Origin of the sequence: Ohtaekwangia sp. (assembly GCF_036568665.1) — a bacterium.
GTDB lineage: Bacteria > Bacteroidota > Bacteroidia > Cytophagales > Cyclobacteriaceae > Ohtaekwangia.
On the sequence record NZ_DATCSD010000019.1, the window covers coordinates 1 to 15,463 of the forward strand.

The 15,463-nt window shown below is 44.8% G+C and carries 18 protein-coding genes; all 18 read left to right on the forward strand.

Going from position 1 to position 15,463, the window contains the following annotated elements:
* Positions 1 to 193: 193 nt before the first annotated feature.
* The 18 genes from VIN08_RS00835 (at position 194) to VIN08_RS00920 (ending at position 15,455) form a co-directional block, all read left to right on the forward strand.
* On the forward strand, positions 194 to 637 hold the full coding sequence (locus VIN08_RS00835; protein ID WP_331958784.1) for a hypothetical protein: 444 nt from the start codon (positions 194 to 196) through the stop codon (positions 635 to 637).
* A 64-nt stretch (positions 638 to 701) separates the two neighbouring features.
* Positions 702 to 1,367, forward strand: a complete 666-nt coding sequence (locus VIN08_RS00840; RefSeq protein ID WP_331958787.1) for an alpha/beta family hydrolase — start codon at positions 702 to 704, stop codon at positions 1,365 to 1,367.
* A 90-nt stretch (positions 1,368 to 1,457) separates the two neighbouring features.
* Positions 1,458 to 1,892: a hypothetical protein gene (locus tag VIN08_RS00845; RefSeq protein ID WP_331958790.1), complete on the forward strand. Its 435-nt coding sequence runs from the start codon at positions 1,458 to 1,460 to the stop codon at positions 1,890 to 1,892.
* A 43-nt stretch (positions 1,893 to 1,935) separates the two neighbouring features.
* Positions 1,936 to 3,153, forward strand: coding sequence for a GTP-binding protein (locus VIN08_RS00850; RefSeq protein WP_331958793.1), 1,218 nt, complete (start codon positions 1,936 to 1,938; stop codon positions 3,151 to 3,153).
* A 235-nt stretch (positions 3,154 to 3,388) separates the two neighbouring features.
* Entirely contained in the window at positions 3,389 to 4,933 is a 1,545-nt protein-coding gene (locus VIN08_RS00855; protein WP_331958796.1) for an aromatic amino acid ammonia-lyase, read from the forward strand.
* 35 nt (positions 4,934 to 4,968) lie between these two features.
* On the forward strand, positions 4,969 to 5,697 hold the full coding sequence (fabG, locus tag VIN08_RS00860) for a 3-oxoacyl-ACP reductase FabG (protein ID WP_331958799.1): 729 nt from the start codon (positions 4,969 to 4,971) through the stop codon (positions 5,695 to 5,697).
* Between the two features lie 160 nt (positions 5,698 to 5,857).
* Positions 5,858 to 7,078: a beta-ketoacyl-[acyl-carrier-protein] synthase family protein gene (locus VIN08_RS00865; RefSeq protein WP_331958802.1), complete on the forward strand. Its 1,221-nt coding sequence runs from the start codon at positions 5,858 to 5,860 to the stop codon at positions 7,076 to 7,078.
* Positions 7,079 to 7,083: 5 nt separating this feature from the next.
* Entirely contained in the window at positions 7,084 to 7,341 is a 258-nt protein-coding gene (locus VIN08_RS00870; protein ID WP_331958805.1) for an acyl carrier protein, read from the forward strand.
* 4 nt (positions 7,342 to 7,345) lie between these two features.
* Entirely contained in the window at positions 7,346 to 8,230 is an 885-nt protein-coding gene (locus VIN08_RS00875) for a lipid A biosynthesis acyltransferase (protein ID WP_331958808.1), read from the forward strand.
* A gap of 45 nt (positions 8,231 to 8,275) precedes the next feature.
* A complete protein-coding gene (locus VIN08_RS00880; RefSeq protein ID WP_331958811.1) occupies positions 8,276 to 8,704 on the forward strand; it encodes a 3-hydroxyacyl-ACP dehydratase in 429 nt (142 codons plus the stop codon).
* Positions 8,705 to 8,761: 57 nt separating this feature from the next.
* Positions 8,762 to 9,397, forward strand: a complete 636-nt coding sequence (locus VIN08_RS00885; protein ID WP_331958814.1) for a hypothetical protein — start codon at positions 8,762 to 8,764, stop codon at positions 9,395 to 9,397.
* Between the two features lie 98 nt (positions 9,398 to 9,495).
* Complete coding sequence (locus VIN08_RS00890; RefSeq protein WP_331958817.1) at positions 9,496 to 9,909, forward strand: acyl-CoA thioesterase; 414 nt, start codon at positions 9,496 to 9,498, stop codon at positions 9,907 to 9,909.
* On the forward strand, positions 9,909 to 11,024 hold the full coding sequence (locus VIN08_RS00895) for a beta-ketoacyl synthase N-terminal-like domain-containing protein (RefSeq protein ID WP_331958820.1): 1,116 nt from the start codon (positions 9,909 to 9,911) through the stop codon (positions 11,022 to 11,024). The genes VIN08_RS00890 and VIN08_RS00895 overlap by 1 nt, the downstream gene beginning before the upstream one ends.
* Positions 11,025 to 11,034: 10 nt before the next feature.
* Entirely contained in the window at positions 11,035 to 12,099 is a 1,065-nt protein-coding gene (locus tag VIN08_RS00900; protein ID WP_331958823.1) for a methyltransferase, read from the forward strand.
* A 48-nt stretch (positions 12,100 to 12,147) separates the two neighbouring features.
* A complete protein-coding gene (locus VIN08_RS00905) occupies positions 12,148 to 13,395 on the forward strand; it encodes an NAD(P)/FAD-dependent oxidoreductase (RefSeq protein ID WP_331958826.1) in 1,248 nt (415 codons plus the stop codon).
* A gap of 2 nt (positions 13,396 to 13,397) precedes the next feature.
* Positions 13,398 to 13,997 (forward strand): hypothetical protein, encoded by a 600-nt coding sequence (locus tag VIN08_RS00910; RefSeq protein ID WP_331958829.1) that lies wholly within the window; start codon positions 13,398 to 13,400, stop codon positions 13,995 to 13,997.
* Positions 13,998 to 14,001: 4 nt separating this feature from the next.
* A complete protein-coding gene (locus VIN08_RS00915; RefSeq protein ID WP_331958832.1) occupies positions 14,002 to 14,259 on the forward strand; it encodes a phosphopantetheine-binding protein in 258 nt (85 codons plus the stop codon).
* A 5-nt stretch (positions 14,260 to 14,264) separates the two neighbouring features.
* Positions 14,265 to 15,455, forward strand: a complete 1,191-nt coding sequence (locus tag VIN08_RS00920) for a beta-ketoacyl-[acyl-carrier-protein] synthase family protein (RefSeq protein ID WP_331958834.1) — start codon at positions 14,265 to 14,267, stop codon at positions 15,453 to 15,455.
* The last annotated feature ends 8 nt before the right edge of the window (positions 15,456 to 15,463 follow it).

Genomic DNA, 15,463 nt, shown 5'->3' on the forward strand with positions numbered 1-15,463 from the left:
GTGGAAGAAACACAAAAGGCTGGTATAAATGGTTTTGTTTTCTATCCGCAGGAATGGATAATTTTGGGCGGAAGTTTGTTATTAGGGTTAATCTGTGCTGTTATACCGGCTATACAGGCGTATCGCACCGATATCTCGAAAGTACTGGCAGGAAATTAGTAGCAGAATTATAGAGACGATAAAAAGATAACTTATGAAGAAAAGCAGTTTGTTGATAGCAATGGTGCTGTGTGCCGGAAGTATACTCGCACAAGGTAAAGTAGATATGTGGGAGAATTTTGCCAAGACCAAGTTCGAACCCAAATATTACGAGAAGCTCGGTGAATATTTATTCTACCCAACATTCCCTGCGGATATAAAAGCATTAGAAGGTAAAGAGATTACCATCCAGGGATTCTATGTTCCGTTTGCTCCGGAAGATGGCACCTATATTATCATCTCCAAATATCCGATGAGTCAATGTTTCTTCTGCGGAGGCGGTGGCCCGGAGTCAATCGCTGAAGTAAACTTTGCTAAAGATTCACGCAAGTTCCAGGTGGATGATCTGATCACCATAAAAGGAAAGTTGAAACTCAATGCTGAAAATATGGATCATGTGAATTTTATATTGACCGATGCTGTGCTCGTTAGCAAGTAAGTTGATGTTCAGACAGATGTAGATAGCTATATCACGCATGGTTCTTTTTTAGTACATTACCCTTATGAAAGAACTACAAGTTGTTGAAACAGATCTTAAGATCGTTGTCTCCGAAAGTATAGGAGAAGTATCTGCCAGTATATTAGAGCCACCTTCCATGAAAGCCATGATGCTGCTGGCGCATGGGGCGGGTGCAGGCATGGCGCACATCTTTATGGTAAAGCTCGCACATGCGCTCGCGAAATTATCCATCGGTACTATCCGCTATAATTTTCCCTATACCGAGCAGGGAAAGAAAAGACCGGATACCCCGGCCGTTGCCCACAAAACAATTGAGCAGGTAATCCTGTATACAGCCGATGCTTATAAATCATCTCCCTTGTTTGTAAGTGGTAAATCATTTGGCGGCCGCATGACGTCACAATTACTCGCTAAGAAATCATTTGATAAAGTTCAGGGAATTGTATTCTACGGATTCCCGCTGCATCCGGCAGGCGATCCTTCCATAGAGCGCGCCGAACATTTGCAAAATATACACTTGCCTATGTTGTTTCTGCAAGGCTCACGCGATGCACTGGCAGAGTGGGATCTGATCAGCAACGTGTGCGCTACACTACCCACGGCTAAACTCGTAAGATTCGAAGGAGCGGACCATTCTTTTAAAGCAGGCAAGAAAGATGTAGTGCCCGAACTGGCAGAAGCTACCGATGCCTGGCTTCAAACATTTTAATCAACAATAGCCGAAAACGGCTTAAAACTATAAATGCAACTTAGTTGCATTTATAGTTTGTATAATTATATTTGCAACATAGTTGCATTTATGAAACATCTTCTAATTCTTATCGCGCTGTATGGATTGGGCATTTCACCAGTAGCCGAGGCTGATGGATGGGATGTATTAGCCAAAGTGAAATTTACCGAGAAGCTTAATAAAGAAGATAACTCCTATTATCTCTATCCTTTTTTCGATAGCAGGATTCGTGCGTATGAAGGGAAAGATTTTGAATTGAAAGGACATTACCTGCCCATGGATTTTGATGACGCACGACTAATCATACTCTCCAAGTTTCCTTCCTCAACCTGTTTCTTTTGCGGAGGTGCCGGGCCGGCATCGGTGGTGGAGGTATATATGAAGACTAAACCTCCGCGATTCAAAGCCGATCAGGTTATTACCATCAAAGGCACTTTGCAATTGAATGATAAAGATATAGAGCACATGAATTTTATTCTGAAAGATGCTACGCTTATAAAGTAAATATATAGTTATACAACGGTGGTTCTAAAAATCTATAGTATATATGATGGATCTGTTTAAACGTAAAGGCAAAAGTAAATTGCCGGTTACCGTATTGTCTGGTTTTTTAGGAGCTGGTAAAACTACGCTGCTGAACCACGTGCTGAACAACCGCCAGGGACTGAGAGTGGCTGTTATTGTAAACGATATGAGCGAGGTAAATATAGACGCGCGCCTGGTGGCAAACGGAGTTAAACTATCGCGCACAGAAGAGAAGCTTGTAGAATTGAGTAACGGCTGTATATGCTGTACGCTGCGCGAAGATCTGATCCGTGAAGTGCAGATGCTAGTAAAGCAAGATAAGTTTGATTACCTGCTGATTGAAAGCACAGGTATATCTGAGCCGATTCCTGTAGCACAGACTTTCAGTTTTGATACAGGCGAAGCGTTGTATGATCTCGCAACGATAACACGTCTCGATACCATGGTAACCGTGGTGGATGCCTTCAACTTCTTTAAAGATTTTGGCAGTGCCGATACTTTGTTAAGGCGAAGACTTACCGCTGATACAGAAGATCAGCGAACCATTGTTAACCTGCTAACCGACCAGATAGAATTTGCCGATGTTATTATTCTGAATAAGACCGATCTGGTGCCAGAGCGTGAGTTGAAATTACTGGAAGGTATACTAGCCAAACTGAACCCAGGTGCCCACCTCATCCGGTCTGAATTTGGTGTAGTAGATCCGCAGCGCATTCTCAATACACATGCCTTTAATTATGAGAAAGCTTCGCAGGGAGCAGGATGGATAAAGGAGCTTAACAACGAACATGTACCTGAAACTGAAGAGTATGGTATCAACTCATTTGTATTTCGCGATCACAGACCTTTTCATCCCGAGCGGTTCTGGGATTATGTTCAGATGGAGTTTCCCGGAAATGTAGTGCGCAGCAAAGGTATATTTTGGCTGGCATCACGGCCTGACTATGCGATGATATGGAGTCAGGCGGGAGGATCATCACAAGCAGAAGTATATGGTAAATGGTGGGCGTCTGTTCCGGTAGAAAAGCGATTGAAGCACCCTGCATTTATACAAGATCAGACGAGCATCCAAAAGAAGTGGGATATTACATGGGGCGATCGTTTAAATGAGTTGGTGATCATCGGTACACAACTTGATAAAAAAATAGTTACCCGCGATCTTACCCGATGCCTGGTGACGGACGAAGAAGCAAAACAATTTCAGGCGGGTATATCTTTTCGCGACCCCTGGCCTGTGTAACAGAAAAGTATACAGTGCTGTGCGCTCGTGGACACGCCCAAACAATAACCATGAAGTCATTTCATCTACAATCAGAACATTCTTGTAAGTGTGCCGAATTTGTTTAAAGATTTTGAGGCCAAAGGATGTTTTAAAGGCAAGCGATTGAACAAAATTGTAGCATAAGGCACACATGCGTGTGAATATTACTATCTCTTTGCTATTTTGCGCGACTTTTGCCTAAATCTCTGTTTGTATGATCACTGTTGGGAACAGAAAATTGTCTGTTGACGATTTTGAAAAATTGCTTTACCAGGATGGTAAGGTTGAGTTGAATAAAGATGCACGTGACCGAGTAAAGGTAAACTTTGACTTTTTGCAGCACTATGCGCAGAACAAAGTTATCTACGGTATCAATACCGGCTTCGGGCCCATGGCGCAGTATAAGATCAGTGAGGAAGATCAGCGTCAGTTGCAATTCAACCTCATCCGAAGTCACAGTGCTGGCTCCGGACAACCGTTCACGGAAGAGCTTGCACGTGCCACCATGCTTGCCAGACTAAACAGTCTGATGCAGGGAGTATCCGGTGTGCATGTAGATGCAGCCGATCTTATCTGCGAACTGCTCAATAAAAAAATCAGCGCCTGTATTTTTGAACGTGGTGGTGTTGGTGCCAGTGGAGACCTGGTACAATTAGCGCACCTCGCGTTGAATCTCATTGGAGAAGGAGAACTCTTTTCAGAAGGTAAATTACTTCCTGCGAAAGAAGTTTACGCTGCACACAAATTAAAACCCCTTGATATTTACTTACGCGAAGGACTTGGTTTGATGAATGGAACATCGGCCATGACGGGTGTAGGTATGGTGAACATCATTCAGGCAAAACGCCTCTTGTCATGCGCCACTATTCTGTCGGCTATCACCAACGAATTGATGAAGTCGTTTGATGATCACTTCTCGGAAGAACTTAATCACGTAAAGCTCCACCCCGGCCAGAGCAAAATTGCGGCAGGCATTCGCCACGTGTTGTCAGACAGCAAACTGGTCCGTAAGCGTCCGGAGCATTTATACCATCGTAAAATTGTAGAAGCTGTATTTACCGATAAGGTTCAGGAATATTATTCATTGCGTTGTGTACCGCAGATTCTCGGACCAGTATACGATACGTTGGCAGAAGTACAGCGCGTGCTCGAAGATGAAGTAAATTCAGCGAACGATAACCCGGTTATCGATCACGAGCGCGAGATGGTTTATCACGGAGGTAACTTCCATGGCGACTATGTATCGCTTGCCATGGATAAACTGAAGATCGTGATCACCAAGCTCACGATGCTTTCCGAACGTCAGTTGAACTACCTGCTCAACGATAAACTCAATCAGAAGCTTCCTCCGTTTATCAACCTTGGTACGCTGGGACTTAACTTCGGTTTGCAGGGTATGCAATTCATGGCTACCTCTACAACAGCCGAGAACCAGACACTGTCATTCCCGATGTACTTGCACAGTATCTCCAACAATAACGACAATCAGGATATTGTAAGCATGGGATGTAACGCAGCGCTCATGACGAAGCGTGTTATTGACAACAGTTTTGATGTGCTTACCATACAGCTCTTTGCTGTGGTGCAGGCCATTGATTTCCTGAAGTGCCAGGCGAGGTTATCAACCTTTACTACCAAAGTGTATGAAGAGTTTCGTGCATTGGTAGGCCCTGTGCTGGAAGACAAGCCCCGGTATAACGACATTCAGACGATCAGAAAGTATCTGGTGAATCTGGGCGCTTCGTTCCCGATTAATTAATTGTATCGCGTTACTTTACCCTATTTCCGTTCAACATGAAATACGCACTCGTTACTGGAGGTTCCCGTGGTATAGGCAGAGCTGTTGCTATTAAACTTGCCGAGCAGGGATATAATATACTGATCAACTATAAAAGCAATGAAGCTGAAGCCTTGAAAACGCTGGAGTTGATCAAAGAGAAAAATGTTACCGGTGAGATCCTGAAGTTCGATGTGTCCAGTAAGGCAGACGTTGAAACTGCACTGGGGAGCTGGATCGAAAAAAATACAGACAAGAACATAGAGGTGCTTGTAAACAACGCAGGTGTCCGCCAGGATACATTGCTGATGTGGATGACCGATGAGCAGTGGGATGGTGTGCTGGGATCGAGCCTCGATGGCTTCTTCTATGTAACCCGCCTCGTAGTAAACAGTATGCTCAAAAAACGTTATGGAAGAATTGTGAACATAGTTTCACTCTCGGGTATAAAAGGAATGCCCGGGCAGGTAAACTATTCGGCAGCGAAGGCAGGTGTTATTGGTGCTACCAAAGCATTGGCGCAAGAGGTAGCGCGCAGAAACATTACTGTAAACGCTGTGGCGCCTGGTTTTATCCGCACGGATATGACACAGGATCTCAACGAGCAAGAGCTGAAAGCCCTTATACCGATGCAGCGTTTTGGTGAGCCTGATGAAGTAGCAGAAGCAGTTGCTTTTCTGGCTTCGCCCAAAGCATCCTATATAACGGCAACTGTACTGTCTATTAATGGAGGCCTTTATTCCTGAAAATTACCGGTTAAAGGTACACCACTGATAAATCTTTATAGTGCAGTAGCGAATTGGCAGTGGCCAATCGGAATTAAAAAATTATTTTTGCGAATAAATTGGTATGCATGCCTAACTCTTAGTTGGGTATTTATACCGTAAATTACCCCTGACCTCCTCTATGAATAGAGTTGTAATTACCGGAATCGGCATTTATTCCTGCATAGGCAAAGACCTGGCAGAAGTAAGACAGTCTCTTTACGATGGCAAGTCTGGCATTTGGCTGGATCCAACCCGTAAAGAAATGGGCTATCGTTCCGGTCTCACCGGTAAAGTTGAAAAGCCTTCCCTGAAAGGTGTGCTTGACAGACGCGCACGCATCATGCTGCCAGAGCAGGGTGAATATGCATTCATGTCTACAACGGAGGCCCTGAAGAGCGCTGGTCTTGATCAGGACTATCTCGATAAACACGAGATCGGTATCATCTTCGGAAACGACAGTTCTGCGCAGCCGGTTATTGAAGCTACCGACATTATCCGCGAAAAGAAAGACACCATGCTTATCGGTTCGGGTTCTGTATTCCAGTCCCTGAACTCTACGGTAAACATGAACCTGGCTACCATCTTCCGCTTAAAAGGAATCAATTTTACAGTAAGTGCAGCGTGCGCCAGTGGTTCGCATTCTATTGGATTAGCGGCTATGTTTATCAAGAACGGCATGCAGGATTGCATCATCTGCGGAGGTGCACAGGAAACCAATAAATATTCCATGGGGAATTTTGATGCGTTGAGTGCTTTCTCCATTCGTGAAAACAATCCTACCCAGGCATCACGGCCTTTCGATAAGAATCGTGACGGTCTCGTACCCAGTGGAGGTGCTGCTACGGTTATACTGGAAAGTCTTGAGTCTGCCCAGCGTAGAGGTGCAACTATACTGGGCGAAGTGATCGGTTATGGATTCTCTTCCAATGGCGAACACATTTCCAATCCTACTGTACAAGGCCCCTCACGTTCGCTGAGCATGGCTATGAAAGATTCCGGGTTGAAGATTTCCGATATAGACTATATCAATGCACATGCTACCTCAACACCGGCAGGCGATGCCAGTGAGGCGAAAGCTATATTTGAAGTTTTTGGTACAGCCGGAACACCGGTAAGTTCTACCAAGTCTATGACAGGACATGAGTGCTGGATGGCAGGAGCGAGCGAAATTGTATATTCTCTCCTGATGATGCAAAATTCATTCATTGCACCGAACATTAATTTTGAAACACCAGACGAAGACTCTGAGCATCTGAACATTGTGACGAAAGCTCAGAATAAAAATATTGACGTATTTTTGTCTAATTCTTTCGGATTCGGAGGAACAAACTCGACCTTAATTGTTAAAAAGTGGAAGTAATAGCAATGAATCAAACAGCAATCATTGAAAAGATCAATGGGTTTTTAGTAGAAGAATTTGAGGTAGAGCCCGGTAAGATTACCCCGGAAGCTAACCTGCGCGAAACGCTGGAGCTTGACAGCCTCGACTACATCGACCTGGTGGTAGTTATCGAAAGTAATTTCGGTTTTAAAGTAAAGCCGGAAGACTTTGTTAACATTGTTACCTTTCAGAATTTTTATGACTACGTGACAAATCGCGTAGGTGAGAAAGTAACCTCCTGATACAATGCCGCAATGGCAAGGTAAATCCAAGGGTAACAAGCTCGGCTACAGAATTTTCGTTTACGTTATACGATACCTGGGTGTAAAGCCCGCGTATTTTCTGTTGCGTTTTGTAGCCGGTTACTACTTTGTTGCTTCCTGGAATTCGTCAAAGCATATATATGCTTATTTCCGGAAGCGACTGCGTTACGGGAAATTTTCATCCTTCTGGAAGATCTATAGCAATTACTATGTGTTCGGGCAGACGCTGCTCGACAAGGTGATTGTTATGGCTGGCATCGAGAATAAATTCACGTATGATTTTGATGGTGAAGAGAACCTCCGCGATATCGTAAAAGGTGGACGTGGAGGTATATTGATCAGTGGCCACGTGGGCAACTGGGAAGCTGCCGGTCATTTACTGAAACGTCTTAACACGCGGGTAAATGTGGTGATGTTTGATGGTGAACATGAGCGCATCAAACAATACCTCGAGCAGGTTACCGGAGGTCATAACTTCAACGTGATCGTTATCAAGAATGATATCTCGCACGTATATGCCATTGGACAGGCATTGCAAAAAAATGAATTGATCTGTTTACATGCCGATCGTTTCCTGGAAGGTAACAAAACACAGTTGATGCCTTTTCTTGGAGACGATGCACTGTTTCCGCTCGGGCCTTTCCAGCTCGCAGCCGGCTTTAAAGTTCCGGTTTCCATTGTGTTTGCCTTTAAAGAATCAGCAACACACTATCACTTTTTTGGAAGTCAGTTGTACGAACGCGGAGAAGATGAATCGAAGCAGGAATTTACTTCCAAGCTTATGAACGCCTTTGTAGGCGATCTCGAACAAAAAGTACATCTCTATCCGATACAATGGTTTAATTATTATAACTTTTGGGATAAATAACCCCTGAACTTGAAACCCTGAACCCTAAAATATTCCTAACCCGAAATGCTGGCCACCAAACAAACCATTACCCAATATATACCGCAGCGCGACCCCATCGTGATGATCCACAACCTGGTGGAGGTAAGCGATGAACATGCTGTTACGCAACTGGCTATAGCTCCGGATAATGTATTTGTGGCCGATGGATATTTTGCAGAGCCGGGACTTGTGGAAAATATAGCACAGACGGCAGCGGTGCATGTAGGCTATCAATGTCAACAGAAAAATATACCGGTGCCCATCGGATATATAGCAGCCGTGCGCGATTTGCAGATTCATAGTTTGCCGAAGCAAAATTCGACCATAACAACTTCCATTCGCATCGTAAACCAGGTGCTTGAGTTGACCATAGCACAGGGCAGAGTAGAGCAGGACGGACAACTTCTCTGTTCGTGCGAAATGAGGATCTTTGCCAAGATACAAACCGCTTAATATATACTATATATACTTTTGAAATAGCTTGCTAAAGTTTAACATGAATATCCGCTTATGAAACAACTCAATGCACTCATCATCCTCTTGTTTGTTGCGTCTATTACTGTTGCACAGGATCGCAGTGATGTTTTTAAAGAAGATGCCAAGATCACCTGGCTCGGCCTTGATTTCTCGGATGCCAAGCTTATTGGCGACCGTGAAAAGCTGGGATCAGAATCAGACATTCGCCACCTGATCGAAGCGTGGAATAACCTCATCGTTTCTGAAGGCGATAAATTTGATGTAGCCGCTGCCATCGATAAAAAGAAAATAGAGAAGAACATTCAAGCTACACTCGATCACAACGCTACACTGGATGTACTCTCCATGTTGTCGAATGCTGAGAAAGACTATATACATCTTAACCGCGATGGTGTAGCAGAAATCATAGCATCATACGATTTTAAAGGAGCATCCGGCATCGGGCTTATGTTCAATGTGGAGAGCTTCAGCAAAATGAACGAGGAAGCTTCCTTCTGGGTAACGTTCATTAATATCGATACAAAAGAAGTACTCTTCAGCGAACGCGTGGTGGCAGAACCACGCGGATTTGGTATGCGTAACTTCTGGGGTGGTGCCATCTTCGGTGCGTTAGAACGTATCAAGAAAAAAGAGTACTCCATGTGGCGAAAAAAATACTATCGCCCGTAAGATCAATCCCTAAAATGTAATATTACAAGTGCACAAAGCTGAAAGTTTATCGAAGAAAGCTTTTAGCTTTGTGCCTTTCTTTTTAACACCCCTGAAGCGTGCTGATCCATCAGACCGAAGTTATTGTGCGATTCAATGAGGCCGACCCGCTCGGAATAGTATGGCACGGCCACTATCTCCGCTATTTTGAAGACGGCCGCGAGGCATTCGGCACTGCCTATGGAATTTCCTATCTCGATTTTTACAAGAATGGACTCGCTGTGCCGGTAGTATCGGTGCAGTGCGACTATAAAAAGCCGCTGCGGTATGGCGATACGGTAATCGTAGAATCAACCTATGAACCAACGGTGGCTGCCAAACTGAACTTCAGTTACAAGATGTATGAATCTCAAACAAAAGAGCTTGTAGCAACCGGCTCAACGGTACAGGTATTTGTCGACATCAAAAACTTTCAGTTGCAGTTGAGCGTGCCCGAGTTTTTTCAGAATTGGAGAACCAAGTATAAAGTGTAATGGCACGGCAGGTATGGTCAATAGCCGATAGCATAGTCTCACCGTTGGGTAACACCAGCGATGAAAACTATGCACGCGTGCGCCAGGGTGAATCCGGTATAAAATCGGTAAGCGATACACGCTGGAACGACAAGCCGTTTATGGCTGCAGCGATTGAAACCATACAGGCAACGGACGAGGCTACACGCTTTGAACAGATCGCTGTAAAAGCATTGGAGAATGCTTTGGCCGGTATAAAAATGCCAGCAGACAAAACGTTATTTATACTCTCCACTACCAAGGGAAATATAGAGTTGCTGGATGGCGAAGAGCGCAATCATCCACGTATCCACTTGCATGCTGCGGCCGATTACCTGGGAAGTAAATTTGGATTCAAACGAAATATAGTCGTATCAAACGCCTGTATATCCGGAGTGCTGGCGCTGATTATAGCAAAGCGTTTTCTGGAAGCAGGTCAATACGATCATGCCGTTGTGTTGGGAGCAGATGTACTGAGTAAATTTGTAGTCTCCGGCTTTCAAAGTTTGCAGGCAATGAGTGCATCACACTGCAAACCCTTCGATGCCAATCGAACCGGCATTAACCTTGGAGAAGCAGCAGGTGTAATGGTTTTGACTGCAGCGCCACAAGCTATAGGAGCGGCAGCCACGGTACGGCTGCTGGGCGGAAGTGTGAGCAACGATGCCAACCATATATCAGGCCCTTCACGCACAGGGGAAGAGTTGGCGCACGCAGTAACACAGGCATTGAGAGTATCGGGTCTTTCAACAAGTGAGATTGATTTTATATCTGCTCACGGAACGGCTACAGTATATAATGATGAAATGGAATCGAAAGCTTTTTATACTGCGGGGATGAGTTCCATTCCATTGAATAGTTTAAAAGGATATTACGGACATACATTGGGAGCAGCGGGAATTATAGAGACGGTTATATCCATACGCAGCCTGCTGCAAAACGAATTGATACCCACTCGGGGATTTGATACTTTTGGCGTTCCGAAAGAGATCTATGTATATAAGGAACTTCAGTCAAAACCATTAAAAAGAATTTTGAAAACTGCTTCCGGTTTCGGAGGATGTAATGCCGCACTTGTTGTGGAAAAAGTTAATTAAACAATTACCCATGAATTTTTTCGAGACAGACAAACTCACTGCTTTACAATCAATCGAAAAGGCGCAATGGATTGCCTTTGCTCCTGCTGTATTTCAGACTACGCGTGTACTGCGTGAAACCGGAATTTTGAAAACAATACAAGCACATCCGGATGGCCTGACGCAGGCGCAGGTAGTGGAGAAGGTCAACGTATCCAAGTATGGTGTACGTGTATTGATGGAAGCAGCATTAGGCATAGGTCTGCTTACTTGCAAGGATGATGTTTACAAAGTAACAAAGACAGCAACATTTATTCTGAACGACAAGCTCACGCAGGTGAACTTCGACTTTATGAACGATGTGTGCTATAACGGATTGTTCACACTCGATGAAAGTATAAAGAACGGAAAACCGGAAGGCTTAAAAGTATTTGGCGATTGGCCAACACTGTATCGCGCGTTAGCACACTTCCCTCCGAAAGTAAGAGAGAGCTGGCTGGCATTCGATCACTACTATTCCGATGCATCTTTTGCCGATGTACTTCCTATTGTATTTCAACACAAGCCTAAATCATTGTTAGATATAGGCGGCAATACAGGCAAGTGGGCGCTCGAGTGTTTTCAATATGATGAAGATGTTACCGTTACCATTTTCGATCTGCCGGGTCAGGTAAATATGGCTAACAAGAATATAACCGAGCGGGGCTTTGGCGATCGTATACGCTTCCACGAAAGTGATATACTCGATGAATCGCTGCCGTTCCCGAAAGGCTTTGATGCTATCTGGATGAGTCAGTTCCTCGATTGCTTCTCCGATGATCAGATCATCTCTATTCTGAAGCGTTGTCGTAAAGCATTGAACCCGGGAGGAAGTGTATATATACTGGAGCCGTTCTGGGATTGCCAGCGATTCCAGGTAGGAGCGTTCGCATTGCAGCAAACATCTATATACTTTACTGCGATGGCCAACGGAAACAGCCAGATGTATCACTCTGATATTTTCAAAGGCTTTATCAAAGAAGCCGGATTTACTGTAGCAGATCAAAAAGATATGCTTGGTGTAGGCAACACGTTGCTGGTGTGCAAGCCCGAGTAAACCAACCTATAGTTAGAAGAACAAAATTCCACAAAGCTGTCAGAGCAAATGAAAGAGCAAATTGATGTTTTGGTAATCGGTGCCGGACCTGCAGGAAGTATAGCTGCAGCCATGGTGCACAAGGCAGGATTTAAAGTTCGTGTAGTAGAGCGTGAAAAATTTCCGCGCTTTGTTATCGGAGAAAGTTTATTGCCGCGCTGTATGGAAGTGCTGGAAGATGCCGAACTGTTGGATGCGATAAAAGCCAAAAACTTTCAGCAGAAGTTTGGTGCTAAATTCCTCAAGGAAGAAAAGGTATCGGATTTCAATTTCAGCGATCAGTTTTCGAAAGGATGGAACTGGACCTGGCAGGTGCAACGTGCCGAGTTCGATCTTGCTCTGGCAACGGAAGTACAACGTAAAGGTGTGCAGGTAGATTTTGAGACAACGGTTACGGCTATAAAGTTCTTTGATGATGAGAGTTCGATAACAACGGTAGAGCGTGTCGATGGATCGAAAGAAGAAATCGCAGCACGCTTCATTATAGATGCCAGCGGATATGGTCGTGTTATACCGCGCCTGTTCAACCTCGATAAACCTTCAAACCTCGATCCGCGCAAAGCGGTATTTGCTCACGTGCAGGATGTGAACCGCGATAACTTTGATGAGCCGAATCGTATCATCGCGATCATGTACGCACCGGGTTTCTGGACGTGGATCATTCCATTCTCCAACGGTGTAACATCACTGGGCTTTGTGGGCAGCTTCGATTATTTCAATGCTATACCAGGCGATCTTTCGGCACAGTATAAAGCTTGCATCGAAGGACATCCGTATCTGAATAAACGTTTTGGCGGGGTGAAGTGGGTGTGGGATGAGCCACGCAAACTCGAAGCATGGTCTGCTACTACCGATAAATTCTATGGTAAAGGATTTGTACTCACCGGTAACGTAACAGAATTTTTGGATCCTATATTTTCATCCGGAGTAATGTTCGCTACAGTATCCAGTCACATGGCAAGCAAGCAAGTGATACGAAAACTGAAAGGCGAATCCGTTGATTGGGATAACGACTATACAAAAGTTATACAACAAGGTGTAGATGTATTCCGCACGTATGTAATGGCGTGGTATGACGGAACACTGGAGAAAGTATTCTTCTCAAAAAATCCTGATCCGGTAATCAAGAGCCAGGTATGTTCTGTACTGGCAGGTTACGTATGGGATCAGACCAACCCGTATGTGCGCGAGCATAGCGTGGCATTGAAACGTCTTGTGAAATTGATTGATGTGAACGAGCGTATCTCACAAGGGTAACTATGTATATATCGGCCACCAGTGTTATTCGCAATCAAACAGTCGTTCACAACGGTAAATCATTGTGGGAAAATAAAACTGTTTCCCTGGATGATTTTCTTAATGGACTATATGATTCGCTGGCACCGGAATATCCGAAGTTTTATAAGATGGATCGGCTCGCAAAGCTTGGCTTCCTGGCAACAGAAGTATTGCTGAAAGAGAATGCGATAAAGCAGTATGCACCGGAAGAAGTTTCATTGGTACTCTCGAATGCGCATGCAAGTCTTGATACTGATGTGCGATATCACGAGGCAGCCAAAACATCTTCGAGCCCTGCTTTGTTTGTATATACATTACCGAACATCGTTTCGGGCGAAATATGTATACGGCATCGCATCAAAGGCGAGAACACATTTTTTGTGTCACCCGCATTTGATGCAGCACTTACGGCAGCGTACGCAGAGCAGGTGATGGCACAATCATCTATGCAGGCATGTATAGCCGGCTGGGTAGAGGTGATGGACAGTCACCACGATGTTTTCTTATATTTGGCAGAGCAATCGCCACGAGGCCTTGCGCTGCCACACACAGCGGAGCAATTAGTAAAATTATACCAGTAGGAATATGGAACAGTTGATGTCCGATCTGAAAAAGCAGATCATTGAAGCATTGAACCTGAAGCATCTTAAACCTGAAAATATAGGCGATGATCAGCCTTTGTTTGGTGATGGTTTAGGACTCGACTCAATTGATGCATTGGAGCTGATCGTGCTCCTGCAGCAGAGTTATAAGGTGAAGATCGATAATCCGCAGGATGGACCGCAGATTTTTCGCTCGGTAAAAACGATAGCAGAGTATATCCGCGCACACCAAACTGCCTGATCGTTTTGAAAGGTTCTGTTCATGTTGCAGGTATAGGGGCTATCACCGCCATTGGTAACTCGGTGGACGAGTGCATGCGCTCTTTCCGGCAGCATACTTCCGGTATTGGTTCTATCACGTTGTTCGATTCGATCCATCGCGGAGTGTTGCCGGTGGGTGAAGTAAAGGCCACCAACGAAACACTGGCCGCTAACGTGGGGCAGCCGGAGTATATATCGCGCACAGCTTTACTTGGTATACAAGCCGCGCGCGAAGCGGTTGCCAGTGCCGGTATAGATATAGCCAAATGGCGCACGGGTCTGATCTCTGCTACAACGGTAGGAGGGATGGACCGCACAGAAAATTTCTTTCCGGATTTTTTACAAGACAACAAGAAAGGTAAACTGCATGATGTAGTAAACCACGCATGCGGAAGATCAACCGAACTGATCGCTGACGATCTCGGTATACATCACTTTATCTCTACCATTAATACAGCGTGTTCATCTTCTGTAAATGCTATAGCATACGGCACGCGATTAATCAACCACGGCATGCTGGATATAGTAGTAGCCGGTGGTTCTGACGCATTGTCAAAATTTACCTTGAATGGTTTCAACAGTTTGATGATCCTCGATCGCGAACCGTGCAGACCATTTGATGCGAGCCGCAAGGGACTTAACCTCGGAGAAGGCGCGGGCTTTGTTGTAATCGTTTCGCAGCGTGTGCTGGAGCAGGAGAAGAAAAAATCACTGGCCGTTGTTGCGGGGTATGGTAACACCAATGATGCTTACCATCAAACAGCTTCATCACCGGAAGGCAGAGGCTCGTATGCAGCGATGCAAAAAGCATTAGCGATGAGCGGACTTTCGCTGGAAGCGATAGACTATATTAACCTGCACGGCACCGGTACCTTGAACAACGATGCTTCGGAAGGTACAGCAGTAAAACGATTCTTTGGCGAGCATTTGCCAAAGCTGAGTTCAACCAAGGCATTTACCGGCCATACACTCGGAGCCAGCGGAGGTATAGAAGCTGTGTTCTCGGTGCTGGCGTTAACACAGCAATGTGTATTTCCGAATCTCCGTTTTGAAACGGCTATGCCGGAAGTAGATATAGTGCCGCAGCAAAAATTTGAAGAGACTACCGTGAATCATGTAATGAGTAACTCTTTTGGATTTGGCGGAAATTGTTCATCGATTATTTTTTCGAAGTAGATTCAATT